General features: G+C 58.4%; 22 protein-coding genes. 13 read left to right on the top strand and 9 right to left on the bottom strand.

Annotated elements, in window-relative coordinates; translation table 11 throughout:
* Positions 1–29 precede the first annotated feature (29 nt).
* The 3 genes from ACZ5A6_RS13570 to ACZ5A6_RS13580 all read left to right on the top strand — a co-directional run bounded on the left by ACZ5A6_RS13570 (position 30) and on the right by ACZ5A6_RS13580 (position 4177).
* Positions 30–1277, top strand: a complete 1248-nt coding sequence (locus ACZ5A6_RS13570) for an NAD(P)/FAD-dependent oxidoreductase (protein WP_174060655.1) — start codon at positions 30–32, stop codon at positions 1275–1277.
* Positions 1278–1512: 235 nt separating this feature from the next.
* Positions 1513–2874, top strand: a complete 1362-nt coding sequence (locus tag ACZ5A6_RS13575) for a glutamine synthetase family protein (protein WP_003514517.1) — start codon at positions 1513–1515, stop codon at positions 2872–2874.
* A gap of 1 nt (position 2875) precedes the next feature.
* Positions 2876–4177 carry an NAD(P)/FAD-dependent oxidoreductase gene (locus ACZ5A6_RS13580; protein WP_174060656.1) on the top strand — a complete coding sequence of 434 codons (1302 nt, stop codon included), beginning with the start codon at positions 2876–2878 and terminating at the stop codon, positions 4175–4177.
* On the opposite strand, the gene ACZ5A6_RS13585 is transcribed toward ACZ5A6_RS13580, so the two are convergent.
* The 7 genes from ACZ5A6_RS13585 to rirA form a co-directional block, all read right to left on the bottom strand.
* A complete protein-coding gene (locus tag ACZ5A6_RS13585) occupies positions 4174–4662 on the bottom strand; it encodes a gluconokinase (RefSeq protein WP_174060714.1) in 489 nt (162 codons plus the stop codon). The genes ACZ5A6_RS13580 and ACZ5A6_RS13585 overlap by 4 nt on opposite strands.
* A gap of 108 nt (positions 4663–4770) precedes the next feature.
* Positions 4771–5511: an ABC transporter permease gene (locus tag ACZ5A6_RS13590; RefSeq protein WP_019564507.1), complete on the bottom strand. Its 741-nt coding sequence runs from the start codon at positions 5509–5511 to the stop codon at positions 4771–4773.
* Positions 5508–6446 carry an ABC transporter ATP-binding protein gene (locus ACZ5A6_RS13595; protein ID WP_003514521.1) on the bottom strand — a complete coding sequence of 313 codons (939 nt, stop codon included), beginning with the start codon at positions 6444–6446 and terminating at the stop codon, positions 5508–5510. Before ACZ5A6_RS13595 ends, ACZ5A6_RS13590 begins: the two co-directional genes overlap by 4 nt.
* 5 nt (positions 6447–6451) lie before the next feature.
* The gene (locus tag ACZ5A6_RS13600; RefSeq protein WP_464110963.1) at positions 6452–7609 is read right to left on the bottom strand and encodes an ABC transporter permease; all 1158 of its coding nucleotides are present in this window, start codon (positions 7607–7609) and stop codon (positions 6452–6454) included.
* A gap of 84 nt (positions 7610–7693) precedes the next feature.
* Positions 7694–8605, bottom strand: coding sequence for a glycine betaine ABC transporter substrate-binding protein OsmF (gene osmF, locus ACZ5A6_RS13605; protein ID WP_173992261.1), 912 nt, complete (start codon positions 8603–8605; stop codon positions 7694–7696).
* Between the two features lie 141 nt (positions 8606–8746).
* A complete protein-coding gene (locus ACZ5A6_RS13610; RefSeq protein ID WP_112682567.1) occupies positions 8747–9793 on the bottom strand; it encodes an AbrB family transcriptional regulator in 1047 nt (348 codons plus the stop codon).
* A 170-nt stretch (positions 9794–9963) separates the two neighbouring features.
* On the bottom strand, positions 9964–10434 hold the full coding sequence (gene rirA / locus ACZ5A6_RS13615) for an iron-responsive transcriptional regulator RirA (protein ID WP_003514531.1): 471 nt from the start codon (positions 10432–10434) through the stop codon (positions 9964–9966).
* 173 nt (positions 10435–10607) lie between these two features.
* Here rirA and ACZ5A6_RS13620 point away from each other — a divergent pair, with 173 nt between their 5' ends.
* Complete coding sequence (locus ACZ5A6_RS13620) at positions 10608–11657, top strand: Fe(3+) ABC transporter substrate-binding protein (RefSeq protein ID WP_236768911.1); 1050 nt, start codon at positions 10608–10610, stop codon at positions 11655–11657.
* 78 nt (positions 11658–11735) lie between these two features.
* Here the strand turns inward: ACZ5A6_RS13620 and ACZ5A6_RS13625 are convergent, their stop codons facing one another.
* On the bottom strand, positions 11736–13232 hold the full coding sequence (locus tag ACZ5A6_RS13625) for a CoA-acylating methylmalonate-semialdehyde dehydrogenase (RefSeq protein ID WP_003514535.1): 1497 nt from the start codon (positions 13230–13232) through the stop codon (positions 11736–11738).
* Between the two features lie 175 nt (positions 13233–13407).
* Between ACZ5A6_RS13625 and ACZ5A6_RS13630 the strand changes: the two genes are divergently transcribed.
* The 8 genes from ACZ5A6_RS13630 to pncB all read left to right on the top strand — a co-directional run bounded on the left by ACZ5A6_RS13630 (position 13408) and on the right by pncB (position 20550).
* A complete protein-coding gene (locus ACZ5A6_RS13630) occupies positions 13408–13722 on the top strand; it encodes a putative quinol monooxygenase (protein WP_013635289.1) in 315 nt (104 codons plus the stop codon).
* On the top strand, positions 13719–14600 hold the full coding sequence (locus ACZ5A6_RS13635; RefSeq protein ID WP_003514539.1) for a LysR family transcriptional regulator: 882 nt from the start codon (positions 13719–13721) through the stop codon (positions 14598–14600). The genes ACZ5A6_RS13630 and ACZ5A6_RS13635 overlap by 4 nt, the downstream gene beginning before the upstream one ends.
* Before the next feature lie 116 nt (positions 14601–14716).
* On the top strand, positions 14717–15637 hold the full coding sequence (locus ACZ5A6_RS13640) for a DMT family transporter (protein WP_003514540.1): 921 nt from the start codon (positions 14717–14719) through the stop codon (positions 15635–15637).
* A 307-nt stretch (positions 15638–15944) separates the two neighbouring features.
* Positions 15945–17051: a DUF475 domain-containing protein gene (locus ACZ5A6_RS13645; RefSeq protein WP_003514542.1), complete on the top strand. Its 1107-nt coding sequence runs from the start codon at positions 15945–15947 to the stop codon at positions 17049–17051.
* Positions 17052–17419: 368 nt separating this feature from the next.
* On the top strand, positions 17420–17764 hold the full coding sequence (locus tag ACZ5A6_RS13650) for a MarR family winged helix-turn-helix transcriptional regulator (protein ID WP_080799778.1): 345 nt from the start codon (positions 17420–17422) through the stop codon (positions 17762–17764).
* Between the two features lie 17 nt (positions 17765–17781).
* On the top strand, positions 17782–18633 hold the full coding sequence (locus tag ACZ5A6_RS13655; RefSeq protein WP_112682570.1) for a C40 family peptidase: 852 nt from the start codon (positions 17782–17784) through the stop codon (positions 18631–18633).
* 94 nt (positions 18634–18727) lie between these two features.
* Positions 18728–19087: a hypothetical protein gene (locus ACZ5A6_RS13660; protein ID WP_035251992.1), complete on the top strand. Its 360-nt coding sequence runs from the start codon at positions 18728–18730 to the stop codon at positions 19085–19087.
* Between the two features lie 158 nt (positions 19088–19245).
* Positions 19246–20550, top strand: a complete 1305-nt coding sequence (gene pncB / locus ACZ5A6_RS13665; RefSeq protein ID WP_003514549.1) for a nicotinate phosphoribosyltransferase — start codon at positions 19246–19248, stop codon at positions 20548–20550.
* Between the two features lie 64 nt (positions 20551–20614).
* On the opposite strand, the gene ACZ5A6_RS13670 is transcribed toward pncB, so the two are convergent.
* The gene (locus ACZ5A6_RS13670) at positions 20615–22009 is read right to left on the bottom strand and encodes a leucyl aminopeptidase (protein WP_013635292.1); all 1395 of its coding nucleotides are present in this window, start codon (positions 22007–22009) and stop codon (positions 20615–20617) included.
* A gap of 142 nt (positions 22010–22151) precedes the next feature.
* Between ACZ5A6_RS13670 and ACZ5A6_RS13675 the strand changes: the two genes are divergently transcribed.
* Positions 22152–22976, top strand: coding sequence for a tetratricopeptide repeat protein (locus tag ACZ5A6_RS13675; RefSeq protein ID WP_065659772.1), 825 nt, complete (start codon positions 22152–22154; stop codon positions 22974–22976).
* The last annotated feature ends 55 nt before the right edge of the window (positions 22977–23031 follow it).

Genomic DNA, 23031 nt, shown 5'->3' on the forward strand with positions numbered 1-23031 from the left:
GGACGAGATACGCAAACGGATTGAATGCCATGGCAGCGGATGTGATCGTTTTGGGCGCGGGGATCATCGGGGTCTCCGTCGCTTTGCAACTGGCCCGCAGGGGCAAATCGGTGGTGCTGGTGGACCGGCGGGGACCGGGTGAGGAAACCTCCTTCGGCAATGCCGGACTGATCCAGAGAGAGGGTGTCGTTCCCTACGCCTTCCCGCAGGAAGTTAGCCGGCTTCTCCGCTATTCCCTGAACAACAGCATCGATGCCCGTTATCATCTCTCTGCCCTGCCCAGGATCGCGCCTTTTCTTGGCCGCTACTGGTATAATTCTGCGGCCACGCGCCACGCAGCAATTGCCCGCGCCTACGCGCCGCTGATCGAGCACTCGGTCTCCGAACACAGCATCCTGATCGATGAAGCCAAGGCAGGCGATCTAATCGTAAAAAACGGTTGGATGGAGACCTACAGGACCGCCGAAAGACGGGATGCAGACTTTGCTTTCGCCGAACGTCTGGCGCGCGACCACGGCATCTCCCACAGGAAACTCGATGGGGCGGAACTCGCCGCGGCGGAGCCGCATCTCAGCCGCGATTTCGTCGGCGGTTTGAAATGGAACGATCCATGGTCGGTGCGCGATCCACATGCGCTGACGCTCGCCTATGTCAAACTGTTCGAGAGCCTTGGCGGAACCTTTGTCCGGGGTGACGCATCCACGCTCAGCCAGACGACAAATGGTTGGACGGTACGCACCGAAACCGGGGCGGTGGAGGCTGAACATGCCGTTGTCGCACTGGGCCCCTGGGCGGATACGGTGACGGAACGGCTCGGTTACCGCTTTCCGCTCGGCGTGAAACGCGGCTATCACATGCACTATGCGCCGCAGGAGGGAACCAAGCTCAACAACTGGTTGATCGACGCCGAGCGCGGTTATTTCCTCGCGCCAATGCGCAAAGGCATCCGCCTGACGACCGGCGCGGAATTTGCCGAACGCGATGCGCCGAGATCCCCCGTGCAGATCGAGCGGGCGGAACGGGTGGCCCGCACCGTCTTTCCTCTGGGCGGCAGGCTGGATGCGGAACCCTGGATGGGCGCGCGTCCCTGCACACCGGATATGATGCCGATCATCGGCAAGGCGCCGCGCCACAGGACATTGTGGTTCTCGTTCGGTCACGCCCATCACGGCCTCACACTCGGGCCCATCACTGGCCGTGTGCTGGCGGAAACCATGCTGGGAGAAACGCCGGTCATCGCCATCGATGCCTATCGACCCGAAAGGTTCAATCCCTAGATCCTGATGAACTGAAGTCATCTCTGGCGAAAACCGTGTACACTTTTCGCCATCCCGCTCTGATGGCCGAATCCGCTGGCCTTCCCGCGGCGGGCCACGTAACATGGGCTTATAAAAAGGGAAAAGGGGCAAGCGTCATCATGACGGCGAGGTTTCTCATCTATCAACAGCAGGACGATTTTCGTTAGCGAAGCGCTTCTGCGCGCGAAACAGAAGAGAAACGGCCTGCTGGTGCATGATGGATGATATTGAAAAAGCAAAGAAATTTTTCGACGATAACCCCGATATCGAAATTCTCGAAGCCTTCGTCATAGATGCGAACGGCGTGCCGCGCGGCAAATGGATTCCGCGCGAAAGGGCGATCGATGTCCTTGAAAAGGGAATGGCGATCCCACGCTCGGTCTATGCGCTGGATATCTGGGGCCGCGATGTGCATGCCGCAGGCCTCGCCGAAGGGACGGGCGATCCGGACGGGTTCTGCTTTCCTGTTCCCGGCACGCTGTCTCGGGTGACATGGCTTGGCCGGCCGACCGCGCAAGTCCTGCTCGCGATGAAAAATCCTGATGGAACCGGGTTTTATGGCGATCCGCGCAATGTTCTGGCAAGGGTGCTGGAAGCCTACAAAAAGGCCGGCCTCACGCCGGTCGTGGCGACCGAACTCGAATTTTACCTGATCGACCCGGTTCGCTCTGCGCTCGATCCGGTGCGTCCGCCGCACAGCCGCGAAGGCCGGTGGCACACGGGCCAGACACAGGTTCTGTCGATTTCCGAATTGCAGGATTTCGAGGATGTCTTCCATGATATCGCAACCGCATGCAGGGCGCAGGGTGTTCTTGCCGATACGACGCTGCGGGAAAACGGCCCCGGCCAATATGAAATCAACCTCAATCATGTGCCGGACGCGTTGCGGGCCGCCGATTTCGCTGTCTTCCTGAAACGTATCGTCAAGGGTGTGGCGCGGCGGCACGATCTCGACGCCACCTTCATGGCGAAGCCGTACGGGTTACAGGCCGGCAATGGCATGCATGTGCATTTTTCCGTTCTCGATAGTGACGGCAGGAATATCTACGCCGGGGAAAACGGACCATCGGACGCGCTGATGCATTCGGTCGGCGGCCTTCTGGAAAACATGGGGGAGAGCATGGCAATCTTCGCTCCCCATGCCAATTCCTATCGCCGCCTGACGCCCAGCGAACATGCGCCCACCTATGCCTCCTGGGGCATAGACAACCGCTCGGCGGCGGTGCGCGTTATCACTGCCAGCAAGGCCGCAACCCGCATCGAACATCGTGTCGCCGGCGCCGATACCAATCCCTATCTTGTTGTGGCGATGATCCTGAGTGCTGCCCTTGCCGGCATGAAGGAAAAACGCCAGCCGGGCGGCGCGATTTCCGGCGACAGCCACGCCATCAATCACGAACCTCTGCCCACCAACTGGGATTATGCATTGCAGCGTTTCACGCGTTCGAGTTTCGCCTATGCGACGCTTGGCCAGCGTTATCGCACGCTGTTTTCTGCCTGCAAACAGCAGGAACTTTCCGAATTTTCCTTGCGTGTAACCGACGTCGAATATGACGCCTATATCAGGACGGTGTGAGATGGCTGAGGTGACGACTATTCCCAATCCCGGCCACACATCCTCCTGGTATGCGGCCTCCGCCAATGTCAAATCCGTGCGGCCAACGCTTGAAGGCGCAATGGAAGCGGATGTCTGCGTCATCGGTGGCGGGTTTAACGGGATTTCCGCAGCACTCGAACTTTCCGAACGCGGCTATTCCGTTATCGTGCTGGAAGGCGTGCGGGTCGGCTTCGGCGCGTCGGGGCGCAATGGCGGCCAGATCGTCAATGGCTATAGCCGCGACCTCGAAACAATCGCCAGTCGTTACGGCCACGACAAGGCGGTGAAACTCGGCGAAATGTCGCTGGAAGGCGGGGAGATCATCCGCAGCCGCATTTCGAAATACGCTATCGATTGCGATCTCGTCGATGGCGGTTTCTTTGCGGCCTTCACGACGAAACAGATTCGCGAGATGGAGGCCCACAAGGCCCATTGGGAAAAACACGGCCATGGCGGGCTTGAGATGGTCTCCAAAGCCGATGTCGGAAAATACGTGCGGACCGATCGTTATGCCGGCGGCATGATCGACCGTTTCGGCGGCCACATCCATCCGCTCAATCTGGTGCAGGGGGAAGCCGCGGCGGCCGAAAGTCTCGGTGCGCGCATATTCGAAAATTCGAGGGTCATTTCGCTGGAGCAGGGCGTAAACCCTGTCGTGCGCACGGCGACGGGCAGCGTGAAGGCGAAATATGTTCTCGTCTGCGGCAATGCCTATCTCGGCAAGCTGCTGCCGGAAATCGGCGACCGGATGATGCCGGTCTCAAGCCAGGTCATGGCGACAGAGCCGCTTGATGCCGATCTGATCGAGCAACTCCTGCCAGCCAATTATTGCGTCGAGGATGCCAATTATATTCTCGATTATTATCGCCGCACCTCCGACAACCGCCTGCTTTATGGCGGTGGTATCGGTTATGGCGGCAGCGATCCGGCGGATCTGACCGGGGTAATCCGTCCGAATATGCTGAAGACTTTCCCGCAACTGGAAAAGACGAAGATCGATTTTGCCTGGAGCGGCAATTTCGCGCTGACGCTGACGCGCATCCCGCATATGGGCAAACTGTCGGACAATGTCTATTTTTCGCATGGCGACAGCGGCCACGGTGTCACCACCACGCATCTGCTCGGCAAGATATTGGGCGAGGCCGTTGCAGGCCACGCAGAGCGTTTCGATGTCTGGAGTTCCCTGCCGAATTATCCGTTCCCGGGCGGTAAGACGTTCCGCGTGCCGCTGACCGTGCTTGGTGCATGGTGGTACGGCCTGCGCGACAGGCTCGGATTTTAAAAAATCACCGCTTTCAGGCCCGAAAGTGCGTTTGCGGTAATTTCCTCCGGCGTGGCGTCGATGCTGACGCTTACGACGCCGGGTTCGCCCGTCGGCACTTCCAGCGTGGCAAGCTGGGTCTGGAGCAGCGAGAGCGGCATGAAGTGGCCCTTGCGTTCGCCCATACGCCTGCTGAGAAGTTCCAGGCTGCCGTCCAGATAGACGAAAGCGAGCGGGCCACCGGTAGCCTCGCGAAGGCGGTCGCGGTAGATTTTCTTCAGCGCCGAGCAGGAAACGACGACACCGTTATTTTCGTTTCCCTTGCGCAGTTCTGCGCCAATCAGATCGAGCCAAGGCCAGCGATCTTCGTCGGTCAGCGGAATGCCCTCTGACATTTTGTCGACATTGGATTTCGGGTGAAGCTTGTCGCCCTCAATAAAGGCAATGCCCAGTTTTTCCGCCAGTTCCTCTGCGACCGTGGACTTGCCAGAGCCGCTCACTCCCATCACGACGATTGCCTTTGTCACCCGAACCTCGAATGTTTCTGTTTCGACGGTCAGCCCCTAACATGCGCGGCGGATGTCGGGAACATAAAAATGAGGAGCTTGCATTTGTCAGTGCCCGGTTTTGCGGGCCGCTGCCTTTTCCAGTGCAGAAAAGCTGGCGTGGATCAGGATTGCCAGCACAGCGACGATCAATCCGCCCTGAAGGATGAAGGCGAGATTGTTGGATTGCAGGCCGGCGATGATCACCTCTCCGAGCGTGCGGGCCGCGACCGTGGAACCGATAGTTGCTGTTGAAAGGCTGATCACCGCCGAAAGCCTGATGCCTGCGAGGATCGCCGGAAGGGCAAGTGGCAGCTCCACTTTGACGAGCCGTTGCCAGCCGGTCATGCCGGCGCCCTTTGCGGCATCCATGACGGTTGGCGGCAGCGTGGTCAGCCCTGTCAGCGTATTTTCGAAAACCGGTAGAAGCGCATAGAGAAACAGCGCAATGAGCGTCGGTTTCTCGCCAAAACCGATCATCGGCACGGCAAGCGCCAGCACCGCCACCGGGGGAAAGGTCTGGCCGATATTGACGATGCTGCGCGATAGCGGCAGAAAATCCGCGCCGAAAGGGCGGGTGACGAGAACCGCAAGGGCCCCCGCCACCAGCGTGGCGAGCCCCGTTGCGATTGCGACAATGGTCAGATGCGACAGTGTCAGGGAAAGCAGATTGGCCTGCGTGTAGATCGCAGGCGCATTGGTCTGCACAAGAGGGCGGAATATCGGTGCGAAAACCTGCGGCGCCGCGAGAAAGGCGATTAGCGCCAGCACCAGAAGCCCGGGGGCGAAAAACGAAGCGGCATTTTTCATGGGGTTCCGGCAGCCCGCTGGAGGAGAACATCGCGCCGTACGATACCTGCGGGTTTGCCATCGTCTTTCAGCACCGGCAAGGTATCGCAGCCCGCCCACAACATTGCAGACAGGGCGTCGCGCTGGCTGGTATGTTCATTCAAAGGTTCGCCTTCGGCGCTTCCCGGCTCCACGACGTCTGCAACCGACAGGACGGATAGAAGTTTCAGGGCGCGCTCGTTTTCGCCGATCATGGTGCGGACGAAATTCGTTGCCGGTTTCAGCACCAGCTCGGCCGGCGGGCAGTCCTGAACGATACGGCCCTTGTCCATAACGGCAATACGATCCGCCAGGTGAAAGGCCTCGTCCATATCATGCGTGACAAGAACGATGGTGACACCGAGCTTCTTCTGGATATCGAGAAGATCGTTCTGGGCCTTTGCGCGAATAACCGGGTCCAGTGCACCGAAAGGTTCGTCCATCAGAAGAATGTTCGGCTCGGCCGCAAGCGCGCGCGCCACGCCGACACGCTGTTGCTGGCCGCCTGAAAGCTCATGCGGAAAGCGGTTGGCATAAAGCGCCGGATCCAGCTGGAAGAGCTGCATCAGCGCGTCGATTTTCGCATCGATGCGCTTGCGGTCCCAGCCGATGAGCTGCGGAACCGTCGCGATATTCTCCGCCACGGTGCGATGCGGGAACAACCCATGGCCCTGAATGGCATAGCCGATCTGACGGCGCAGCTTGTAGCCCGGCATGGTGCTCACATCGTCTCCGTCGATGCGGATAGTGCCGGAAGTCGGCTCCACCAGCCGGTTTATCATGCGCAGCAGCGTGGTTTTTCCTGACCCGGAAGTGCCGACGATGACGGTGACGGTGCGCGGCGCCACAGTCAGGGAGACCTGGTCGACCACGACCGTATCGCCATATCGTTTCGTGATGGTGTCGATCTCGATCATGCCTTTTACCTTCCGCCTGCGCTGAAGAGATTGCTGTCGATAAGGGCGTCGAGCGTAATCGCGGCGGCGAAGCCGAGCAGAACGGTCGGCACGGTGCCGAGCAGTACGAGGTCCATCGCGGTCTGCCCTATGCCCTGAAACACGAAAACGCCAAATCCACCGCCGCCGATCAGCGCTGCGATGGTCGCAAGACCGATATTCTGCACCAGCACGATACGGATGCCGGTGAGGATGACGGGCATAGCGAGCGGAAACTCCACCCGCAGCAGCCTTTGCAGTGGCGTCATGCCAAGCCCGCGCGCGGCTTCCCGCACTGCCTGCGAAACGCCGGACAGGCCGACCACCGTATTGGAGACAACCGGCAGCAGCGAATAGAGAAATAGCGCCACGAAGGCCGGCGCCATGCCGATACCGGCGATGCCGATCTTCGCCGCACCCGGCACATTGGCTGCCATCCATCCGAGTGGCGCGATCAAAAGGCCGAAAAGCGCGATGGAGGGAATGGTCTGGACGATATTGAGAGCGTTCAGTACACCGGAGCGCAAACGCTCGACCTTGTAACAGAGAATGCCGAGCGGGATACCGGCGAGGGTGGCTGCAACCAGCGACCCGATGGCAAGTTCCACATGCCGCAGTGCTTCGGTCCAGAAGATATCTGCCCGGCCGTTATATTCCTTGATGATGGAGAGATCGTCCCAGAGGCCGCTTGTCAGGACCGCTGCAAGCGTCCCGGTTGCCACCAGCAACAGCAAAATCCGCAAAGTGGGTTTCGGCTGGAGACGTGCAATGCAATCGGCGGCAAGCAGTGCAAGCCCTGCAAACATCAACCAGAAACCGCTGGCGGGCGAAACGCGGGCAAAACTGTTGCCCTCAGGTGTCAGCGCAGACGCCGCCTGCCCGACGAAGATCGCCAGTGCCGCGAGACCGACCAGCGCAGCGGCGAGTTTCAGGTGCGCTGGAAACCGGAAAAAGGCGATGAAGGCGGCGACAATAATGATGGCGACGAGGAGGGTAGCAGCAGCAACCGGAAGCGCTTCGAAGATCGTTCGCGTTTCACCCTGAATGATCCGGTTAGCTCGGAATGTCATGAAGGGGGACGCTGCAAGCGCGTAGAGAAGCAGGCACGAAATCAGCACGCCTACCTTGTCAGGCCATTTCGTCAAATTCCGCTCCCCGGATCATAGGTTCGGACGGGATGGTTAACCTCACATGGTTTCCGATATCCCGCCCCAACGGTTCTCTGGCAATTACTTGAGGAAACCGTTTTTCGTCAGGAAGTCGGTCGCAACTGCCTTGGCCTGTTCGCCCCCCACCTGCACGCGGGCGTTCAGCTCCTGCAAGGTTGCCAGATCCAGCTTTTCGAAAACGGGTTTCAGCAATGTCTCGATATTGGGGTTCTTTTTCAGAACTTCCTCGCGAATGATCGGCGCAGGCTGGTAGACGGGCTGCACATGCTTGTCGTCCTCAAGCACGACAAGGCCGGACGGCGCTATGCCACCATCGGTGCCATAGACCATGGCAGCATTGGCATTGTTCGTCTGGTTTGCGGCGGCAGCGATAGTGGCAGCCGTGTCGCCACCGGAAAGCGTGATCAGCTGGTCCGGCTTCATGGTAAAGCCGTAGGTTGTCTGAAATGCCGGCAGGGCGGCTGCGGAATTGACGAATTCCGAGGAGGCGGCAAGAACCACCTCACCGCCATCGGCAATGTATTTGCCGAAATCCGAAAGCGTCTTCAGATTGTTCTTGTCGGCAACATCCTTGCGCAGCGCAATCGCCCAGGTGTTGTTTGCGGGCGATGGTGTCAGCCAGACGATCTTGTTGGCGTCATAGTCGAGTGTCTTGGCTTCCTGGTAAGCCTTGGCGGCATCTTTCCAGAGCGGGTCGTCCGCCTTGGAGAAGAAGAAGGCGGCGTTGCCTGTGTATTCCGGATAAATGTCGATCTCGCCAGCCGTGATCGCTTTTCTGACGACCGGGGTAGCGCCGAGCTGGATGCGATCCGTCGTCTCGATATTATTCTTGTTCAGCACGGCAAGGATGATGTTGCCGAGAACGCCGCCCTCCGTGTCGATCTTAGACGACACCACCACCTGCGCCTGAGCGAAGGAAACAGAAAGGGCGAGCGCAAATCCGGCGCCTGTCAACATCATCAAGCGGTTCATGAATAGTCCTCCGGTGGGTCAGCCTGTCGAACACGCGAAAAATCGCCGCCGCAATTGCGGAGAAACGTAAACGGCCAGAGGAACAAATGGTTGCAACGCCATTGGCGTTTTTTACCTGAATGGCGAGGGCGATGGCCCGGCTTAGATTTCGCCGTCCCGCTTGCGTGCATCCTTGCCCATGACGAGCGGCATGAGAACCGACAGGAACAGGAGCCGTAAGACGTGATGTGACCCGACATAGGCGGTATCGGCATGCATCATCACGGCCATCGCCGCCATGGTTTCAAGCCCGCCCGGCGAATAGGCGATCATCACCGCATTGAGCGGAACGCCTGTAATGTTGGAAATCATCCAGGCGATACTTCCGGCGATCACCATCACAGCGATGGTGACGACGAAACCTGCCAGAAAGCCTTTTCGCACATCCATCAGCGACACATTCGAAAAGCGCGTGCCAATGAGACAGCCGATCAGCACATAGACCGGCAGGCTGAGCCAGCTCGGAACGCCGCCCTCGGTAAGGCCGGTAATATGGGTGCCGATGGAAACCGCGACGCCGCCCAGCAGCAGGGCTGCGGGAAATCTCCAGCGAAGGAACAGCCATCCCATCGCAAGCGACGCGCAAATAGTCAGGGCCAGTGTGAACAGGCCCATCGGTGGATTGGCGATGAGCGGTTCCGTACTGACGAGATCGAAATATTCAACAATCAGCGGCACGGAAAGCGTCAGCGCCAGCACTCGCACGCTTTGCACGATGCTGACGGTCGCAAGGTCGCTTTTCGTCTCGGCGCCGAGGCTGATGATATAGCTGAGGTGCCCGGGCGAAGCGCCCAGCATCGCCGTCGTCCTGTCGTATCCGAAGCCGTAATGCAGGATCCAATAGGCGACATACAGCATGATGACGACAGCAACGAGCACGATGACGAAGCTCAGTGGCCATGTCTTGGCGGCATCGATCACCGACGGCGTTACGCTCGTTCCCATCGAAATGCCGACTACAACGAAACAGGCATTGCGGATGAAGGCGGGAATCCCAAGCTTCACGCCCGCCAGTCCCGTAATCGTCACGGCGAGCGCCGGACCGGACAGAAACGGCGCTGGAACGTTAAGGAGACTGGCAAGCAGCGCACCCATGCTGCCGACGAGCGCGGTAAGTGCAAATGTATGGAATTCAGGCTTGATGATCATTGCGACGCTGGCTGATTGCTTCAAAAAAGCTCGCGACCAAATGCGCCGCTTCGTCTCCTGGCGTCAACACGCTCGACCAAAAATATTGCATTTCCGAAGTATTCTATAAAAGAAAAGCCCGTGACCTGCGGACACGGGCTAGCGCAATTGTTGCTTGGGCAATGGGATGATCAGGCGGCCGGCAAGGCGGCGATCTTTGGCATTTCCGTGTCGATGCCGAGCAGGAAGTTGATCTGCGGCCGCGCCTTGACGAGATCGTCGATGGAATATTCCGCCAGCACATCGAAGAAGGCATTGAGCGCCTTGCGAAGCGCCGAGTTGAGGCCACAGCTATCCACAAGCGGACATTCGACGGCACCGTCCTCGAAGCATTCCGCCATGGCAAAACTGTCTTCGGTCACCTTCACCACGTCAAACAGGCTGATTTTCTCAGCGGGTTTGCCAAGACGCACGCCGCCGTTACGGCCGCGCACGGTTTCCACCAGACCGGCCTTGTTGAGCGGCTGCAGAATTTTGAAAAGGAACAGCTCAGATACGCCATAAGCCCTGGCGATCTCCGGAATGCGGCTCAACTTGCCTTCATTTGCGGCGCAATACATCAACATGCGAACGGCATAGTTGGTCTGTTTGGTCAAACGCATGCTGGTCTCCTAACTCTCAATGTGGAGTTATATAGTCTCTTTTTCAGTTTAGAACAATTCCAGAAACTGAAAAAACTGGCAGCCATTCGATATTTCTCGGACAGCCTTGTTGACCGCTTTGATGATTCATGAACAAACAAGTCAAGAATCTGAATGTAATGGAGGCATTCTTAATGGCAAGCTTGAAATCGTGTTTTTCCGCTGCCGTTTTTTCGGGTCTGACGATCCTCTGGGCCGCGCCCGCTGCTTTTGCGGGCGGCGAGGTGAACGTCTATTCCTACCGGCAGCCCGAGTTGATCCAGCCGCTGCTCGATGCCTTCACGAAAGAAACGGGCATAGAGGCCAACGTTCTCTTCCTCGACAAGGGTCTGGTGGAGCGTATTCAGGCAGAAGGCGTCAATTCGCCGGCCGACGTGCTGTTGACGGTCGATATTGCCCGGCTTGTCGAGGCAAAAGAAGGCGGTGTCACACAGCCGGTGCTGAACGATCCCGTCATTGAAAAGGATATCCCGGCCAATCTGCGCGATCCGCAAGGCGAATGGTTCGGCCTGACGACGCGTGGCCGCGTGGTATATGCCTCAAAGGAGCGGGTCACCCAGAAAGACATCACCTATGAAGAGCTTGCCGATCCGAAATGGAAGGGCAAGATCTGCATTCGCGACGGCCAGCATTCCTACAATATCGCGCTGATCGCCTCGATGATCGCCCATCATGGCGTCGATTATACCCGGACATGGCTGACCGGCCTTAAGAACAATCTTGCCCGCAAGCCTGATGGAACAGACCGCAGCCAGGCCAAATCGATCTTTTCCGGCGAATGCGATATCGCGCTCGGCAATACCTATTATGTCGGCCTGATGCTGACCAACGACCGCGAGCCGGAGGAAAAGGTTTGGGCGGGATCGGTGCGGGTGATCTTCCCCAATGCGGGCGACCGCGGAACGCATGTGAATATCTCCGGCATGGCGCTGACCAAATACGCACCCAACAAGGACAATGCGCTGAAGCTGATGGAATTCCTGGCATCGCGCGAGGCGCAGGAAATCTATGCCAAGCAGGTCTTCGAATACCCGGTGCTGCCCGGCGCGGAGCCTTCCGATGTCGTGAAGGGCTTCGGCCCCATCAATCCGGACAAGCTGCCACTGACGGATATTGCCGCCCACCGCAAACAGGCATCCGAGCTGGTGGACGAAGTGGGTTTCAACGACGGCCCGACCAATTGACGCCGTTTACACGCCTTTGACCGGTTAGGATACCGGCGGGTCAATCGCCCGCCGGTTCATTGTTTAGAGACGCATTGCTTACTTCATCGTCGGCATGACGAATTCGGCACCCGATTTGATGCCGGACGGCCAACGCGAGGTGATCGTCTTGGTCTTCGTCCAGAACTTGATTGAATCCGTTCCGTGCTGGTTGAGATCGCCGAAGCTCGAGGCCTTCCAGCCGCCGAAGGAGTGGTAGGCGAGCGGAACAGGGATCGGAACGTTGATGCCGATCATGCCGATATTGATGCGGCTGGCGAAGTCACGCGCAGCATCGCCGTCACGGGTGTAGATCGCAACGCCGTTGCCATATTCATGCTTCATCGGCAGTTCCAGCGCGTCTTCGTAGTTCTTGGCGCGAACGACGGAGAGAACCGGTCCGAAGATTTCCGTCTTGTAGATGTCCATGTCAGGGGTGACGTGGTCGAACAGGCAGCCACCGACGAAATAGCCGTCTTCATAACCCTGGAGCTTGAAGTCGCGGCCATCGACCAGCAGCTTTGCGCCCTGCTCGACACCGCTGTCGATCAGACCCTTGACGCGCGTTTGCGCTTCCTTGGTAACGAGCGGGCCCATATCAGCCTTGTCGTCGGTGTAGGGGCCGATCTTCAGTGCTTCGATCTGCGGGATGAGCTTTTCAACGAGACGGTTGGCCGTTTCTTCGCCAACCGGAACCGCAACCGACACAGCCATGCAGCGTTCGCCGGCCGAACCGTAACCGGCGCCCATCAGGGCGTTCACGGCCTGATCGAGATCGGCATCAGGCATGATGATCATGTGGTTCTTCGCGCCGCCGAAGCACTGTGCGCGCTTGCCGTTCATGGCGGCAGTACCGTAGACGTAGCGGGCAATCGGCGTCGAGCCGACGAAGGAAACCGCGCCAATATCCGGATCGGTCAGGATGGCGTCGACAGCGCCCTTGTCACCATTGACGACGTTTAGGATGCCGGCCGGAAGACCTGCCTCGATCATCAGTTCGGCAAGGCGGATCGGCAGGGACGGATCGCGCTCGGAAGGCTTGAGGATAAAGGCGTTGCCGCAGGCGATTGCCGGCGCAAACATCCACATTGGGATCATGCCGGGGAAGTTGAACGGCGTGATGCCCGCACCGATGCCGACCGGCTGGCGGATCGAATACATGTCGATGGCGGGACCTGCGCCCTCGGTGAACTCACCCTTCTGCAGATGCGGAATGCCGCAGACGAATTCGCAGACTTCGAGGCCGCGCACGATATCGCCCTTGGAATCCTCGACGGTCTTTCCGTGCTCGCTGGAGAGCAGCACCGCCAGTTCATTCATGTCGCGGTTCAGAAGTTCGACGAACTTGAAGAAAACGCGGGCGCGGCGCTGCGGGTTGGTGGCGGCCCACTTCGGCTGTGCCGCTTTTGCGCTTTCCACGGCAGCGCGCAGCTCGGCGTCGCTGGCAAGCGCGACAGTCGCCTGCACTTCGCCGGTTGCCGGGTTGTAGACGTTAGATGTGCGGCCACTGGTGCCGGACACATGCTTGCCGTTGATGAAATGACCGATTTCCCTCATGGGGCTTTCCTCCGCGATTTTTTGATGGGTGCAGCATTGCACTTGAATTTGTACAAATCAATGAACTCAGATAAGAAACCGTTGTGCGTAAATTGAAGCAAGGCGAGCATTTTGAGGGTAGCGGCGGATTTCCGACACCCACACGTTCGCCGGTCAACAGAAGGTCAGAAGCTTGATGAGCGATGAACCGGTCGTGCGGATGGCTGAAATCGAAATCGATCCAACCCAGCTGGATGCCTACCGCAGACTGCTTGCAGAAGAGATCGAAGCTTCGGTCAGCCTGGAAATTGGTGTGCTTGCATTAAATGCGGTGGCAATTAAAGGCAGCCCGGAAAAGATTCGCATCCTCGAAGTCTACGCGGACCGGGCGGCATATGAAGCGCATCTGCAAACGCCGCATTTTCTGAAATACAAAGAGGGTGTGGCAGGAATGGTGACGTCGCTGACCTTGCTTGACGTCGAACCCATAATGCTGCGCAGCAAACCATGAATTGGGATGACGTCCGCATCTTCCTCGCCGTTGCCCGCTCCGGGCAGATCCTTGCCGCATCGAAACGGCTCGGACTCAACCACGCTACGCTTTCGCGGCGATTGACGTCGCTGGAGCAGGCACTGAAGACCCAATTATTCATCCGCCGGACGAACGGTTGCGAACTGACCGAAGAAGGTCAGCTGTTTTTGGGCGCTGCCGAGCGCATGGAAACCGAAATGCTGAATGCGCAGGCAAATCTCGGTCGTGTCGATACGGCAGTGGCGGGAACGGTGCGCATCGGCGCGCCCGATGGTCTCGGGGTTTCTTTTCTTGCGCCACGGCTTGGCCGGCTGACCGCGCGTTATCCCGACCTGAAAATCCAGCTCGTGCCGGTGCCGCGCTCCTTTTCCCTGTCGCAGCGCGAGGCCGATATCGCCATCACCATCGAGCGGCCGGAACAGGGTAGGCTGATGTTTTCCAAGCTCACCGACTATTCGCTGGGGCTTTACGCATCGAAGTCCTATCTCTCCGAATATGGAACGCCGGCGGATGTGGAAACACTCAAGCGCCATCGGCGCATCGGCTACGTCGAGGATCTGATCTTCTCGCCTTCTCTGAACTATACCGGCGAGATCATGCGCGACTGGGACGCCGCCTTTGAAATATCCAGCGCCACCGGTCAGACCGAGGCGGTGCGCTCGGGCGCCGGTATCGGCATCCTGCACAATTACATTGCCGGACAATATCCCGAACTTCTGCGGATCATGCCGCATATGAGCATAAGTCGGTCCTATTGGACGGCCTATCACGAATCCGCCCGTCAGTTGGTCCGCGTACGCACGGTGGTCGATTTTCTCCAGGAACTCGTTGCCGAAGAGAAGCGCATGTTCGCGTGACATCGAAATTGCCGATTTATTAGTACTATTAATACGCGACTCCTCCCGCTTCGGGCTTGACAAACGAGGGCTGGCTGAACGACCAATGCAGCCATTGGGAGAGAACGGAACCTGACATGCCGAATATATTACGAAAGCTTTCGCCGACTGGCCTCGGCGTGGCCGTCATGCTGCTTGGAATGCTGCTTTTCGCGTTGAACGACGCTATGGGAAAATGGCTGGTTTCGACCTACAGCCAGGGGCAGGTGATCCTCATCCGCAGCGTCGCTGCCCTTGTCATTCTGGTTCCGATCGTGTGGAAAGGCGGTCTTTCCGGCCTCATGAAAATCGAGCGACCGTCTCTCCAGGTGGCGCGCGTATTCTTCTCCACCGCCGAGCTTTTCTGTTTCTATTTCGCAGTCGCTGCCCTGCCGCTGGCAGACGTGATGACCTACTGGCTCGCCGCCCCCATTTATGTGGCGGCTCTATCGCCGTTTCTCCTGGGAGAAAAGGTCGGCTGGCGTCGCTGGACGGCCATCGCCATTGGTTTCGTCGGTGTTCTCATTGCCTTGCAGCCAAGCTCGGCAAGCCTCACCTCGGCCGCACTGTTTTCCATTCTCGGCAGCGCCGCCTTCGCCTTCATGATGTTGTCCGGACGCCAGCTACGCAACACGCCCGATACGGTGCTCGCTTTCTGGCAGATCATCGGTGCGGGGCTTGCGGGCCTCGTTGCGGTGTTCGTCACGCCGTCGGGCTGGTTGCCGGTCCAGTCCGGTTTCGATCTCGCTTTCCTCGGCCTGCTTGGCGTGGTCGCCATGGCGGCGCATGTGCTGGTCAACCGCGCTCTGAAGCTCGCGGACGCCGCGACCGTCGCGCCGCTGCAATACACATTGCTGCTCTGGGCGGTGGTCTTTGGCTGGCTGTTCTTTGGTGATGTGCCGCAGACCAGTATCGTCGTCGGTGCGGGCCTGATCGTTCTTTCCGGCCTTTATATTTTCTTCCGTGAAAATACGCTCAAACGCGGTCGCGAAAAGGTGGATATACTGGCTGCGGACTAGGCATTTCCTCTGTTTACCCGTGATGTTGCCGCCGAAATCATCACGGGACTTGACGAAGAGGTGATCTTCGAGGAGTAAGAGAAGGTCCTGCGATCATATGTCTCGCAAGGGCAGAGGAAACAAAGGTGCCGGGCCCCTCTGGCGAGAGTTTTACGGCGCTCTCGTGATGTCGGTACCGCCTGCAAAAATTGGCCGGCGGATTAAAAACTATGAAAAACCTGAATGTGCTTCGCGCGCGTGCTTTCTGCGTGCGGCCCGACGTCCTGCGTCGTTCCGCAATCGCTCTCGTTACCGGAGGTAACCGGACATGAGCGCCGCCCAGAAAACCACACTTTCCTACTTCAAGTGGGCTTTTATCGTCACCATCGTCGGTCTGATCCTTGGCGGCTATCTCGGCTGGGAAATGACCGGAACTGTCAGTGGAACAGCGACGATCTTCTTCATTTGTGCGGTGCTTGCCGTGCTGGAAATTTCGCTTTCCTTCGACAACGCCATCGTCAACGCCAACAAGCTGAAAGAGATGACGCCAGTCTGGCAGCATCGCTTCCTGACCTGGGGTATTCTGATAGCCGTTTTCGGCATGCGTATCGTCTTCCCGCTGCTGATCGTGGTCGTTGCCGCCAATGTCGGCCCTTGGACGGCGCTCGTCATGGCGGCCACGCAGCCGGAACGTTATGCAGAAATCATGCGTGACGCCCATCTGCCAATCGCTGCTTTCGGCGGTACCTTCCTGATGATGGTCGGTCTCAACTTCTTCTTCGACCATGAAAAGGACGTGCACTGGGTGCGCTGGATCGAGGAAAAGGCTGCGGTCTATTCCTCCGTCAAGGGTATCGAGATCGCCTTCGTGCTGGTCGTCATGCTGGCCTTCTCTCGTATCATCGGCGCTAGCGACAATCCGGAGCTTGGTCCGGTTGCGGCCAACACCTTTTTCCATGCGGCAATCTGGGGTCTTTTGACCTTCCTGCTGGTGGAAGTCGTCGGCGGTATTCTCGATCGTAGCCAGGAAGTGCTCGAAGGCGCTGCAAAAGGCGGCTTCGGTGCGTTTCTCTATCTCGAAGTGCTCGATGCAAGCTTCTCCTTCGATGGCGTCATCGGTGCTTTTGCGCTGACGCAGAACCTGTTCATCATCGCCATCGGCCTCGGTATCGGCGCCATGTACGTGCGCTCGATGACGATCATGCTGGTGGAAAAGGGAACGCTCGCCGAATACCGCTATCTGGAACACGGCGCTTTCTACGCGATCCTCATCCTGTCCGTCATCATGTACGTGCAGACGATGTTCCACATTCCGGAGGTCATCACCGGCCTTGGTGGCGCGACCCTGATCGGCATTTCGCTCTGGTCGTCGATCCGACATAACCGGCGGCACAATGCAGATGCGACCGATGCCGCACGCGGTGCGGAAATCTGATCCATCCCGATCCCAGCCTTCCGCTGTTACGGCGGAAGGCAGTTTTTAAGCACTGAATTGCTGATTGCCTGTTTTTGTTGCTGTTTCTGCCTTGCGGAAAATTTGAACATAACATCGGAATTACACCCCAAGTACCTGTTTTTGCTCGTATTTGTGCACTGCAGTAAAACTGGCACGCTTCCTGCATCTCATTTTGCAAGTCCAGAGGGGACATTAAAGGCCCGACAAACGGGTTTAAACAACACCGCCGCGCCGCGCGATCTTTTATGGTCTGTGAAGGCGCGGCGGTTCTGTTTGTGCGGTATGCTTCTTGAGTTTTCCGCTCCGTTGAATGAAAACGGTGAGATAACGACTGGAAGGTTACCGGTTTGCCTGCAGAACTTTCGCCTACGGAGGCCTTGGGGCTTTGGCATCGCGTATCTACTGCGCAGGTCACGGCCGATGCGCCGGATTTGACCTTGCGCCAGACTACAATCCTGCTGCAGATATACCTCGTGCCGCCGCCACATACAGTCCGGGGCCTCGCCGCCTTGCTGGGCGTGACCAAACCGGTCATCACCCGCGCACTCGACAGTCTGGGAGCGCTCGGGCTGGTTGACAGGGTGCGGGACGAACGGGACAAGCGCAATGTCGTGATAAAACGCACCGTGGCAGGTGCGCTCTATCTGGAAAAATTCGGCGATCTGATTATTGATCAGGCACGCAAGATCTAACCTCTGGATGTGAAACCATGATGCTCGACCGCCGCCTGAATGTCTTCCGCTCCGATCTGGCCGATGAGAAACTGCAAGGCGTGGTTCAGGCCGAGCGTTTCGTCAGCGGTTCGCCCGCCCAGATCGCAGTGCCGGTTATTGGCCTGCGGCCAACGCCTGACCTTGCCGCCGGCATCGATACGGAGCTGCTGTTTGGTGAAACCGTGCGCATTTTCGACCGGGCGAATGGCTGGGCCTGGGTGCAGGCGGATGCTGATGGTTATGCCGGTTACGTGCCGGAGACGGCAATCGGCGATGTCGTTGCCGTTACCCACCAGGTGGTTGCGCCACGCACCTTCCTCTATCCTTCCGCCGAATTGCGCAAACCGCCGGTCGCAGCCATTTCCATGGGCAGCATGGTCCGGATCGTTGGTGAGGCCGAGACACGCGGCACCCGCTATCTGCTGACCGAAAATGGCGAAGGCATAATCGCCGCCCATTGCCGCCCAGTCGATGCCGCTCTCGAAGAGGACTATGTTGCGGTGGCCTTGCGCTTTATCGAGACACCTTATCTCTGGGGCGGCCGCTCCGGCTTCGGCATCGATTGCTCGGGCCTCGTGCAATTGTCCATGGCGATGACGGGCCGACGGGTTCTGCGCGATACCGACATGCAGGTGAAATCGCTCGGCGTGGAAATAGAGCGCGATGAATTGCGCCGCGGCGATCTGGTTTTCTGGAAGGGCCATGTCGGCCTTATGGAAAACGAAGAGACGCTGCTGCATGCCAATGGCCACACGATGAATGTTGCACGCGAAAATCTCAATGAGGCCATCGAGCGCATCGGCTGGCTTTACGAAAAGCCGACGGCTTTCCGGCGTCTGGAAGGCTGAGGCGGCGGCTTCACGAAATTGTGCCTGCCTCGCCCTTTGTGCGACCACAGCCGAAAGCCTACATCGGTTGAATGATGGTACGGGACCGGCATCGATGAACACAAAAATGGCAACACGATTGGCAGCGATCCTGGCAGCGGTGTTAATGAGCGCTTCCGCGCAGGCGCAGACCGTTTTTCAGAATGGTTTTGCTCCGGCTCCAGATGCCTATGCGAACCTGCCGGGTGTCAAGGACCCGCGAACGCTACAGCCCAAGGTGCGTTACAATTGCCATAGCGAACTTGGTGTAACTGGATATGCCCGCGGCCCATACCGGGATGTTTTCGGTAGCCGCGGTCTGCCGGTTCAGGGCTATCGCTGCACCGATGAGAACGGCATCTCCAGCTTCGGTGGCAGAAATCCCATCTCCAAGGACTGGTATCCCGGCATCAATCCTGTCGACCCGACCTTCTGAAGTAATATGACTTAAAGCGGCGTTTGCGCCGCCCGCACTCTGGACTTGTTGTTGCTTTTTCAGATAAATCTTTGACATGACAGGTTGATAATACCTGCCGAGGTGCGGGGTGACGTCGGCCCTGCCGATGTTCTGGGCCGATGCTGGGGAATGCAAGCATGACGAAGACCGATATAGCAACCCGTGTCCACAATCACACCTGGAAACTCGATCCGATCGTCCGCAGCCTGATCGATACGGATTTCTACAAGCTGCTGATGTTGCAGATGATCTGGAAACTCTATCCGGAAGTCGACGCGACGTTTTCGCTCATCAACCGCACGAAGACGGTGCGGCTGGCGGAAGAGATCGACGAGATGGAACTGCGCGAGCAGCTCGATCACGCTCGTACCCTGCGCCTCTCCAAGAAGGAGAACATCTGGCTTGCGGGTAACACCTTCTACGGCCGCTCGCAAATCTTCGAGCCGGAATTCCTCTCCTGGCTTTCGAGCTACCAGCTGCCCGAATACGAGCTTTTCAAGCGCGACGGGCAATATGAGCTGAATTTCCACGGCCGCTGGATGGATACGACACTCTGGGAAATCCCGGCGCTGGCGATCATCAATGAGCTACGCTCGCGCAGCGCAATGCGCTCGCTTGGTTATTTTACGCTGGATGTTCTCTACGCCCGCGCAAAGGCCAAGATGTGGGAAAAGGTCGAACGGTTGCGGGAACTGCCGGGCCTGCGCATTTCCGATTTCGGCACCCGTCGCCGCCACAGTTTTCTGTGGCAGCGCTGGTGCGTCGAGGCGCTGAAGGAAGGCATCGGCCCTGCCTTCACCGGCACGAGCAATGTCCTTCTCGCCATGGATTCCGACCTTGAGGCGGTCGGCACCAATGCGCATGAATTGCCGATGGTGGTTGCGGCGCTGGCGCAGACCAACGAGGAATTGGCCGCAGCACCCTATCAGGTTCTGAAGGACTGGAACCGGCTTTACGGCGGCAATCTGCTGATCGTGCTGCCCGATGCTTTTGGCACGGCGGCCTTTCTGCGCAACGCGCCGGAATGGGTGGCGGACTGGACGGGCTTCCGTCCCGACAGCGCGCCGCCGATCGAAGGCGGGGAAAAGATCATCGAGTGGTGGCAGAAGATGGGCCGTGACCCCCGCAAGAAGATGCTGATTTTCTCAGATGGTCTCGATGTCGATGCCATCGTTGATACATACAGGCATTTCGAAGGCCGAGTGCGCATGAGCTTCGGCTGGGGCACCAATCTGACCAATGATTTCGCCGGTTGCGCGCCGAAGACCATCGCCAGCTTGAAGCCGATTTCCATTGTCTGCAAGGTCAGCGACGCCAATGGTCGGCCAGCCGTGAAACTCTCCGATAATCCGCAAAAAGCGACAGGCGAACGATCCGAGGTGGAGCGTTATCTGAAGTTCTTTGGTGAGGAAGATCTCAAGGAACAGAAGGTTCTGGTTTGAGTAAGGCCGGGCGCTCCGCTTAACGAAGCGCCCGTGGGCCAGTCAGATCAACCGTGGTACCGATTTACTTCGCAAACTGGTGTGTGATGTAATGGAAGAGTGCTCTGATACCTTGAGCCTCGCCGCCGATCGATGAATGGTGCCTTTCGCTCAAGGACCAGCCGTAAATATCGAAATGTGCCCATTTTTTCGTATTGGTGACGAAACGCTTCAGGAACAAAGCGGCGGTGATCGATCCTGCCATGCCGCCTGATGGCGCGTTGGTGATATCGGCCGCGCGTGAGCGGATATCCTTGTCGTACCCCATGTAGAGTGGCATGCGCCACAGGGGATCGTCGGTATCGATGCTTGCTTCCGCGATATCGTGGGCCAGATCGTCGTCATCGGTATAGAAGGGCGGCAGATCCGGGCCGAGAGCAACGCGGGCGGCACCCGTGAGCGTTGCCATGTCAATCATCAGGTCCGGCGCATCCTCGTCTGCATAGGCCAGCGCATCGGCCAGAACGAGACGGCCTTCCGCATCCGTATTGTCGATCTGTACCGTCAGGCCCTTGCGGCTCCTGTAGATGTCACCGGGACGGAAGGCGTTGGCGGAAATGGAGTTTTCGACGGCGGGCACCAGGACGCGAAGATTGACCGGCAGTTTCGCGTCCATGATCATCAGCGCGAGACCGAGAACATTGGCCGCACCACCCATGTCCTTCTTCATCAGCGCCATGGAGGCGGCTGGCTTGATATCGAGACCACCAGTATCGAAGCAGACACCCTTGCCAACGAGGGTCAGGCGGGGATTTCCCTTCTTGCCCCAGTTCATTTCCAGAAGGCGCGGTGCGCTTTCGCTGGCGCGGCCGACGGCATGGATGAGCGGGAAGTTTTCCTTCAGCAGATCGTCGCCGGTAATGACGCCCACCTTTGCCTTGTAGTGTGCGGCAAGGCTGCGGAAGGCGATCTCAAGCTCGTCCGGTCCCATATCGTTAGCCGGAACATTGATGAGATCGCGGGCGAGGAAGACGCCGGCCAGAACGCGCTTGATCTCGCCATCTTCGGCATCCTGCGGAATGAGAAGCTTGGCCCCGCTGGTTTTGGTTGTCTTGTATTTGTCGAAGCGGTAGCTGCCGAGGCCGAAACCGAGAGCCAGCCGATTGGCCGTCAATGGCGCGGTTTCAATATGCCACTCGCCTTCGGGCAGCTCGCGGGCCAGTTTTCCGGTTATGAACGGGATTTCTGAGGGATTGCCGCCAAGGCCGAGAAGAACGCCACCCAGCGAACCATCGGAAGAGGGAACAAGCAATACGGCGCCTGCTTCGGCCTTGAAACCCGCTTTTTTCGCCCAGTCCAGAGCAACAGGATCGATGGCACCCTGTTCGATATGGGCTGGCGTCACGGCGAAAACCGGCAGGGTGCTGCCAGCCTTGGAGCTGAAAGGTGTCGGGCGTTCGATGAACTGATAGGGCGCCATGGTCTGCTTTCGTAACTGTCGAGAATCGGTGCGATTAACGCTCTGTTAGGGTTAACAGATTATTGCTTAAGCGAAAGTTGCGTCATGTGAGTCTGTCGTATGTCGGGCGCAAGATCGATAATTCTTGGGCGGGGGCACTGCCATGACTGCTTTTTCTTTGAGCGAGACAGGTCGGACAGGCTTACTGCGGGGAGCATGTCTCGCAGCGCTGGTTTTCGCCGTTTCCGGATGCGCGAGTACCAACAAGCCGGATCGCATGTCCACCGGCTCCATTCCTGCGGCCACACGCTCCTATGACCACATGAACATGGACCAGCTCCGGCAGGCGGAAGAGACGGCCGGCAAGGCCTATGAACGCAGCCCCAAGGACAGGTCCGTCGGCATGAATTATGCCAACGTGCTGATGATGACCGGCAAGAACACGCAGGCGCTCGCGGTCATGCAGCAGATCGCCATCGCCAATCCGGCCGACCGCGAGGTGCTTGCCGCCTATGGCAAGGCGCAGGCAGCATCAGGCCAGCTCGAACAGGCCCTTTCAACCATCCAGAGAGCACAGACGCCTGATCGTCCAGACTGGCGGCTGTATTCTGCCGAAGGTGCCGTGCTCGACCAGCTTGGCAGGTCGAACGAGGCCCGCACCAAATACAGGCAGGCACTCGATCTCAAACCGAACGATCCAAGTGTGCTCTCGAACCTTGGCATGTCCTATGTCCTGTCGAGCGATCCCCGTACCGCCGAGACATATCTGCAATCGGCCATCGCCCAGCCGGGCGCCGACAGCCGCGTTCGCCAGAACCTCGCGCTCGTGGTGGGTCTTCAGGGACGGTTTGCCGAGGCTGAGCGCATCGCGGTTCAGGAACTTTCGCCACAGCAGGCGCAGGCAAATCTCGGTTATCTGCGTGCAATGCTATCGCAGCAGAATTCCTGGCAGCAACTGGCGAAGAAGGACAACAAGCCAGCAGGCTGACGCGGGTTCAGGCACGTCCATCAATGCCAGATCGCAGATAATTTCACAGCTCCGC

Source organism: Agrobacterium sp. 6Ca8 (genome assembly GCF_055382765.1).

Excerpts from the sequence above, each read along its gene's own strand:
- ACZ5A6_RS13660 (WP_035251992.1), top strand. The coding sequence starts at position 18,728 with ATGAACACAAAAATGGCAACACGATTGGCAGCGATCCTGGCAGCGGTG.
- ACZ5A6_RS13655 (WP_112682570.1), top strand. The coding sequence starts at position 17,782 with ATGATGCTCGACCGCCGCCTGAATGTCTTCCGCTCCGATCTGGCCGAT.
- ACZ5A6_RS13590 (WP_019564507.1), bottom strand. The coding sequence starts at position 5,511 with ATGAAAAATGCCGCTTCGTTTTTCGCCCCCGGGCTTCTGGTGCTGGCG.
- ACZ5A6_RS13670 (WP_013635292.1), bottom strand. The coding sequence starts at position 22,009 with ATGGCGCCCTATCAGTTCATCGAACGCCCGACACCTTTCAGCTCCAAG.
- ACZ5A6_RS13630 (WP_013635289.1), top strand. The coding sequence starts at position 13,408 with ATGAGCGATGAACCGGTCGTGCGGATGGCTGAAATCGAAATCGATCCA.
- ACZ5A6_RS13675 (WP_065659772.1), top strand. The coding sequence starts at position 22,152 with ATGACTGCTTTTTCTTTGAGCGAGACAGGTCGGACAGGCTTACTGCGG.
- ACZ5A6_RS13625 (WP_003514535.1), bottom strand. The coding sequence starts at position 13,232 with ATGAGGGAAATCGGTCATTTCATCAACGGCAAGCATGTGTCCGGCACC.
- ACZ5A6_RS13635 (WP_003514539.1), top strand. The coding sequence starts at position 13,719 with ATGAATTGGGATGACGTCCGCATCTTCCTCGCCGTTGCCCGCTCCGGG.
- ACZ5A6_RS13645 (WP_003514542.1), top strand. The coding sequence starts at position 15,945 with ATGAGCGCCGCCCAGAAAACCACACTTTCCTACTTCAAGTGGGCTTTT.
- ACZ5A6_RS13620 (WP_236768911.1), top strand. The coding sequence starts at position 10,608 with ATGGCAAGCTTGAAATCGTGTTTTTCCGCTGCCGTTTTTTCGGGTCTG.
- ACZ5A6_RS13585 (WP_174060714.1), bottom strand. The coding sequence starts at position 4,662 with ATGGGAGTGAGCGGCTCTGGCAAGTCCACGGTCGCAGAGGAACTGGCG.
- ACZ5A6_RS13570 (WP_174060655.1), top strand. The coding sequence starts at position 30 with ATGGCAGCGGATGTGATCGTTTTGGGCGCGGGGATCATCGGGGTCTCC.
- ACZ5A6_RS13640 (WP_003514540.1), top strand. The coding sequence starts at position 14,717 with ATGCCGAATATATTACGAAAGCTTTCGCCGACTGGCCTCGGCGTGGCC.
- ACZ5A6_RS13595 (WP_003514521.1), bottom strand. The coding sequence starts at position 6,446 with ATGATCGAGATCGACACCATCACGAAACGATATGGCGATACGGTCGTG.
- pncB (WP_003514549.1), top strand. The coding sequence starts at position 19,246 with ATGACGAAGACCGATATAGCAACCCGTGTCCACAATCACACCTGGAAA.
- osmF (WP_173992261.1), bottom strand. The coding sequence starts at position 8,605 with ATGAACCGCTTGATGATGTTGACAGGCGCCGGATTTGCGCTCGCCCTT.
- rirA (WP_003514531.1), bottom strand. The coding sequence starts at position 10,434 with ATGCGTTTGACCAAACAGACCAACTATGCCGTTCGCATGTTGATGTAT.
- ACZ5A6_RS13575 (WP_003514517.1), top strand. The coding sequence starts at position 1,513 with ATGATGGATGATATTGAAAAAGCAAAGAAATTTTTCGACGATAACCCC.
- ACZ5A6_RS13580 (WP_174060656.1), top strand. The coding sequence starts at position 2,876 with ATGGCTGAGGTGACGACTATTCCCAATCCCGGCCACACATCCTCCTGG.
- ACZ5A6_RS13610 (WP_112682567.1), bottom strand. The coding sequence starts at position 9,793 with ATGATCATCAAGCCTGAATTCCATACATTTGCACTTACCGCGCTCGTC.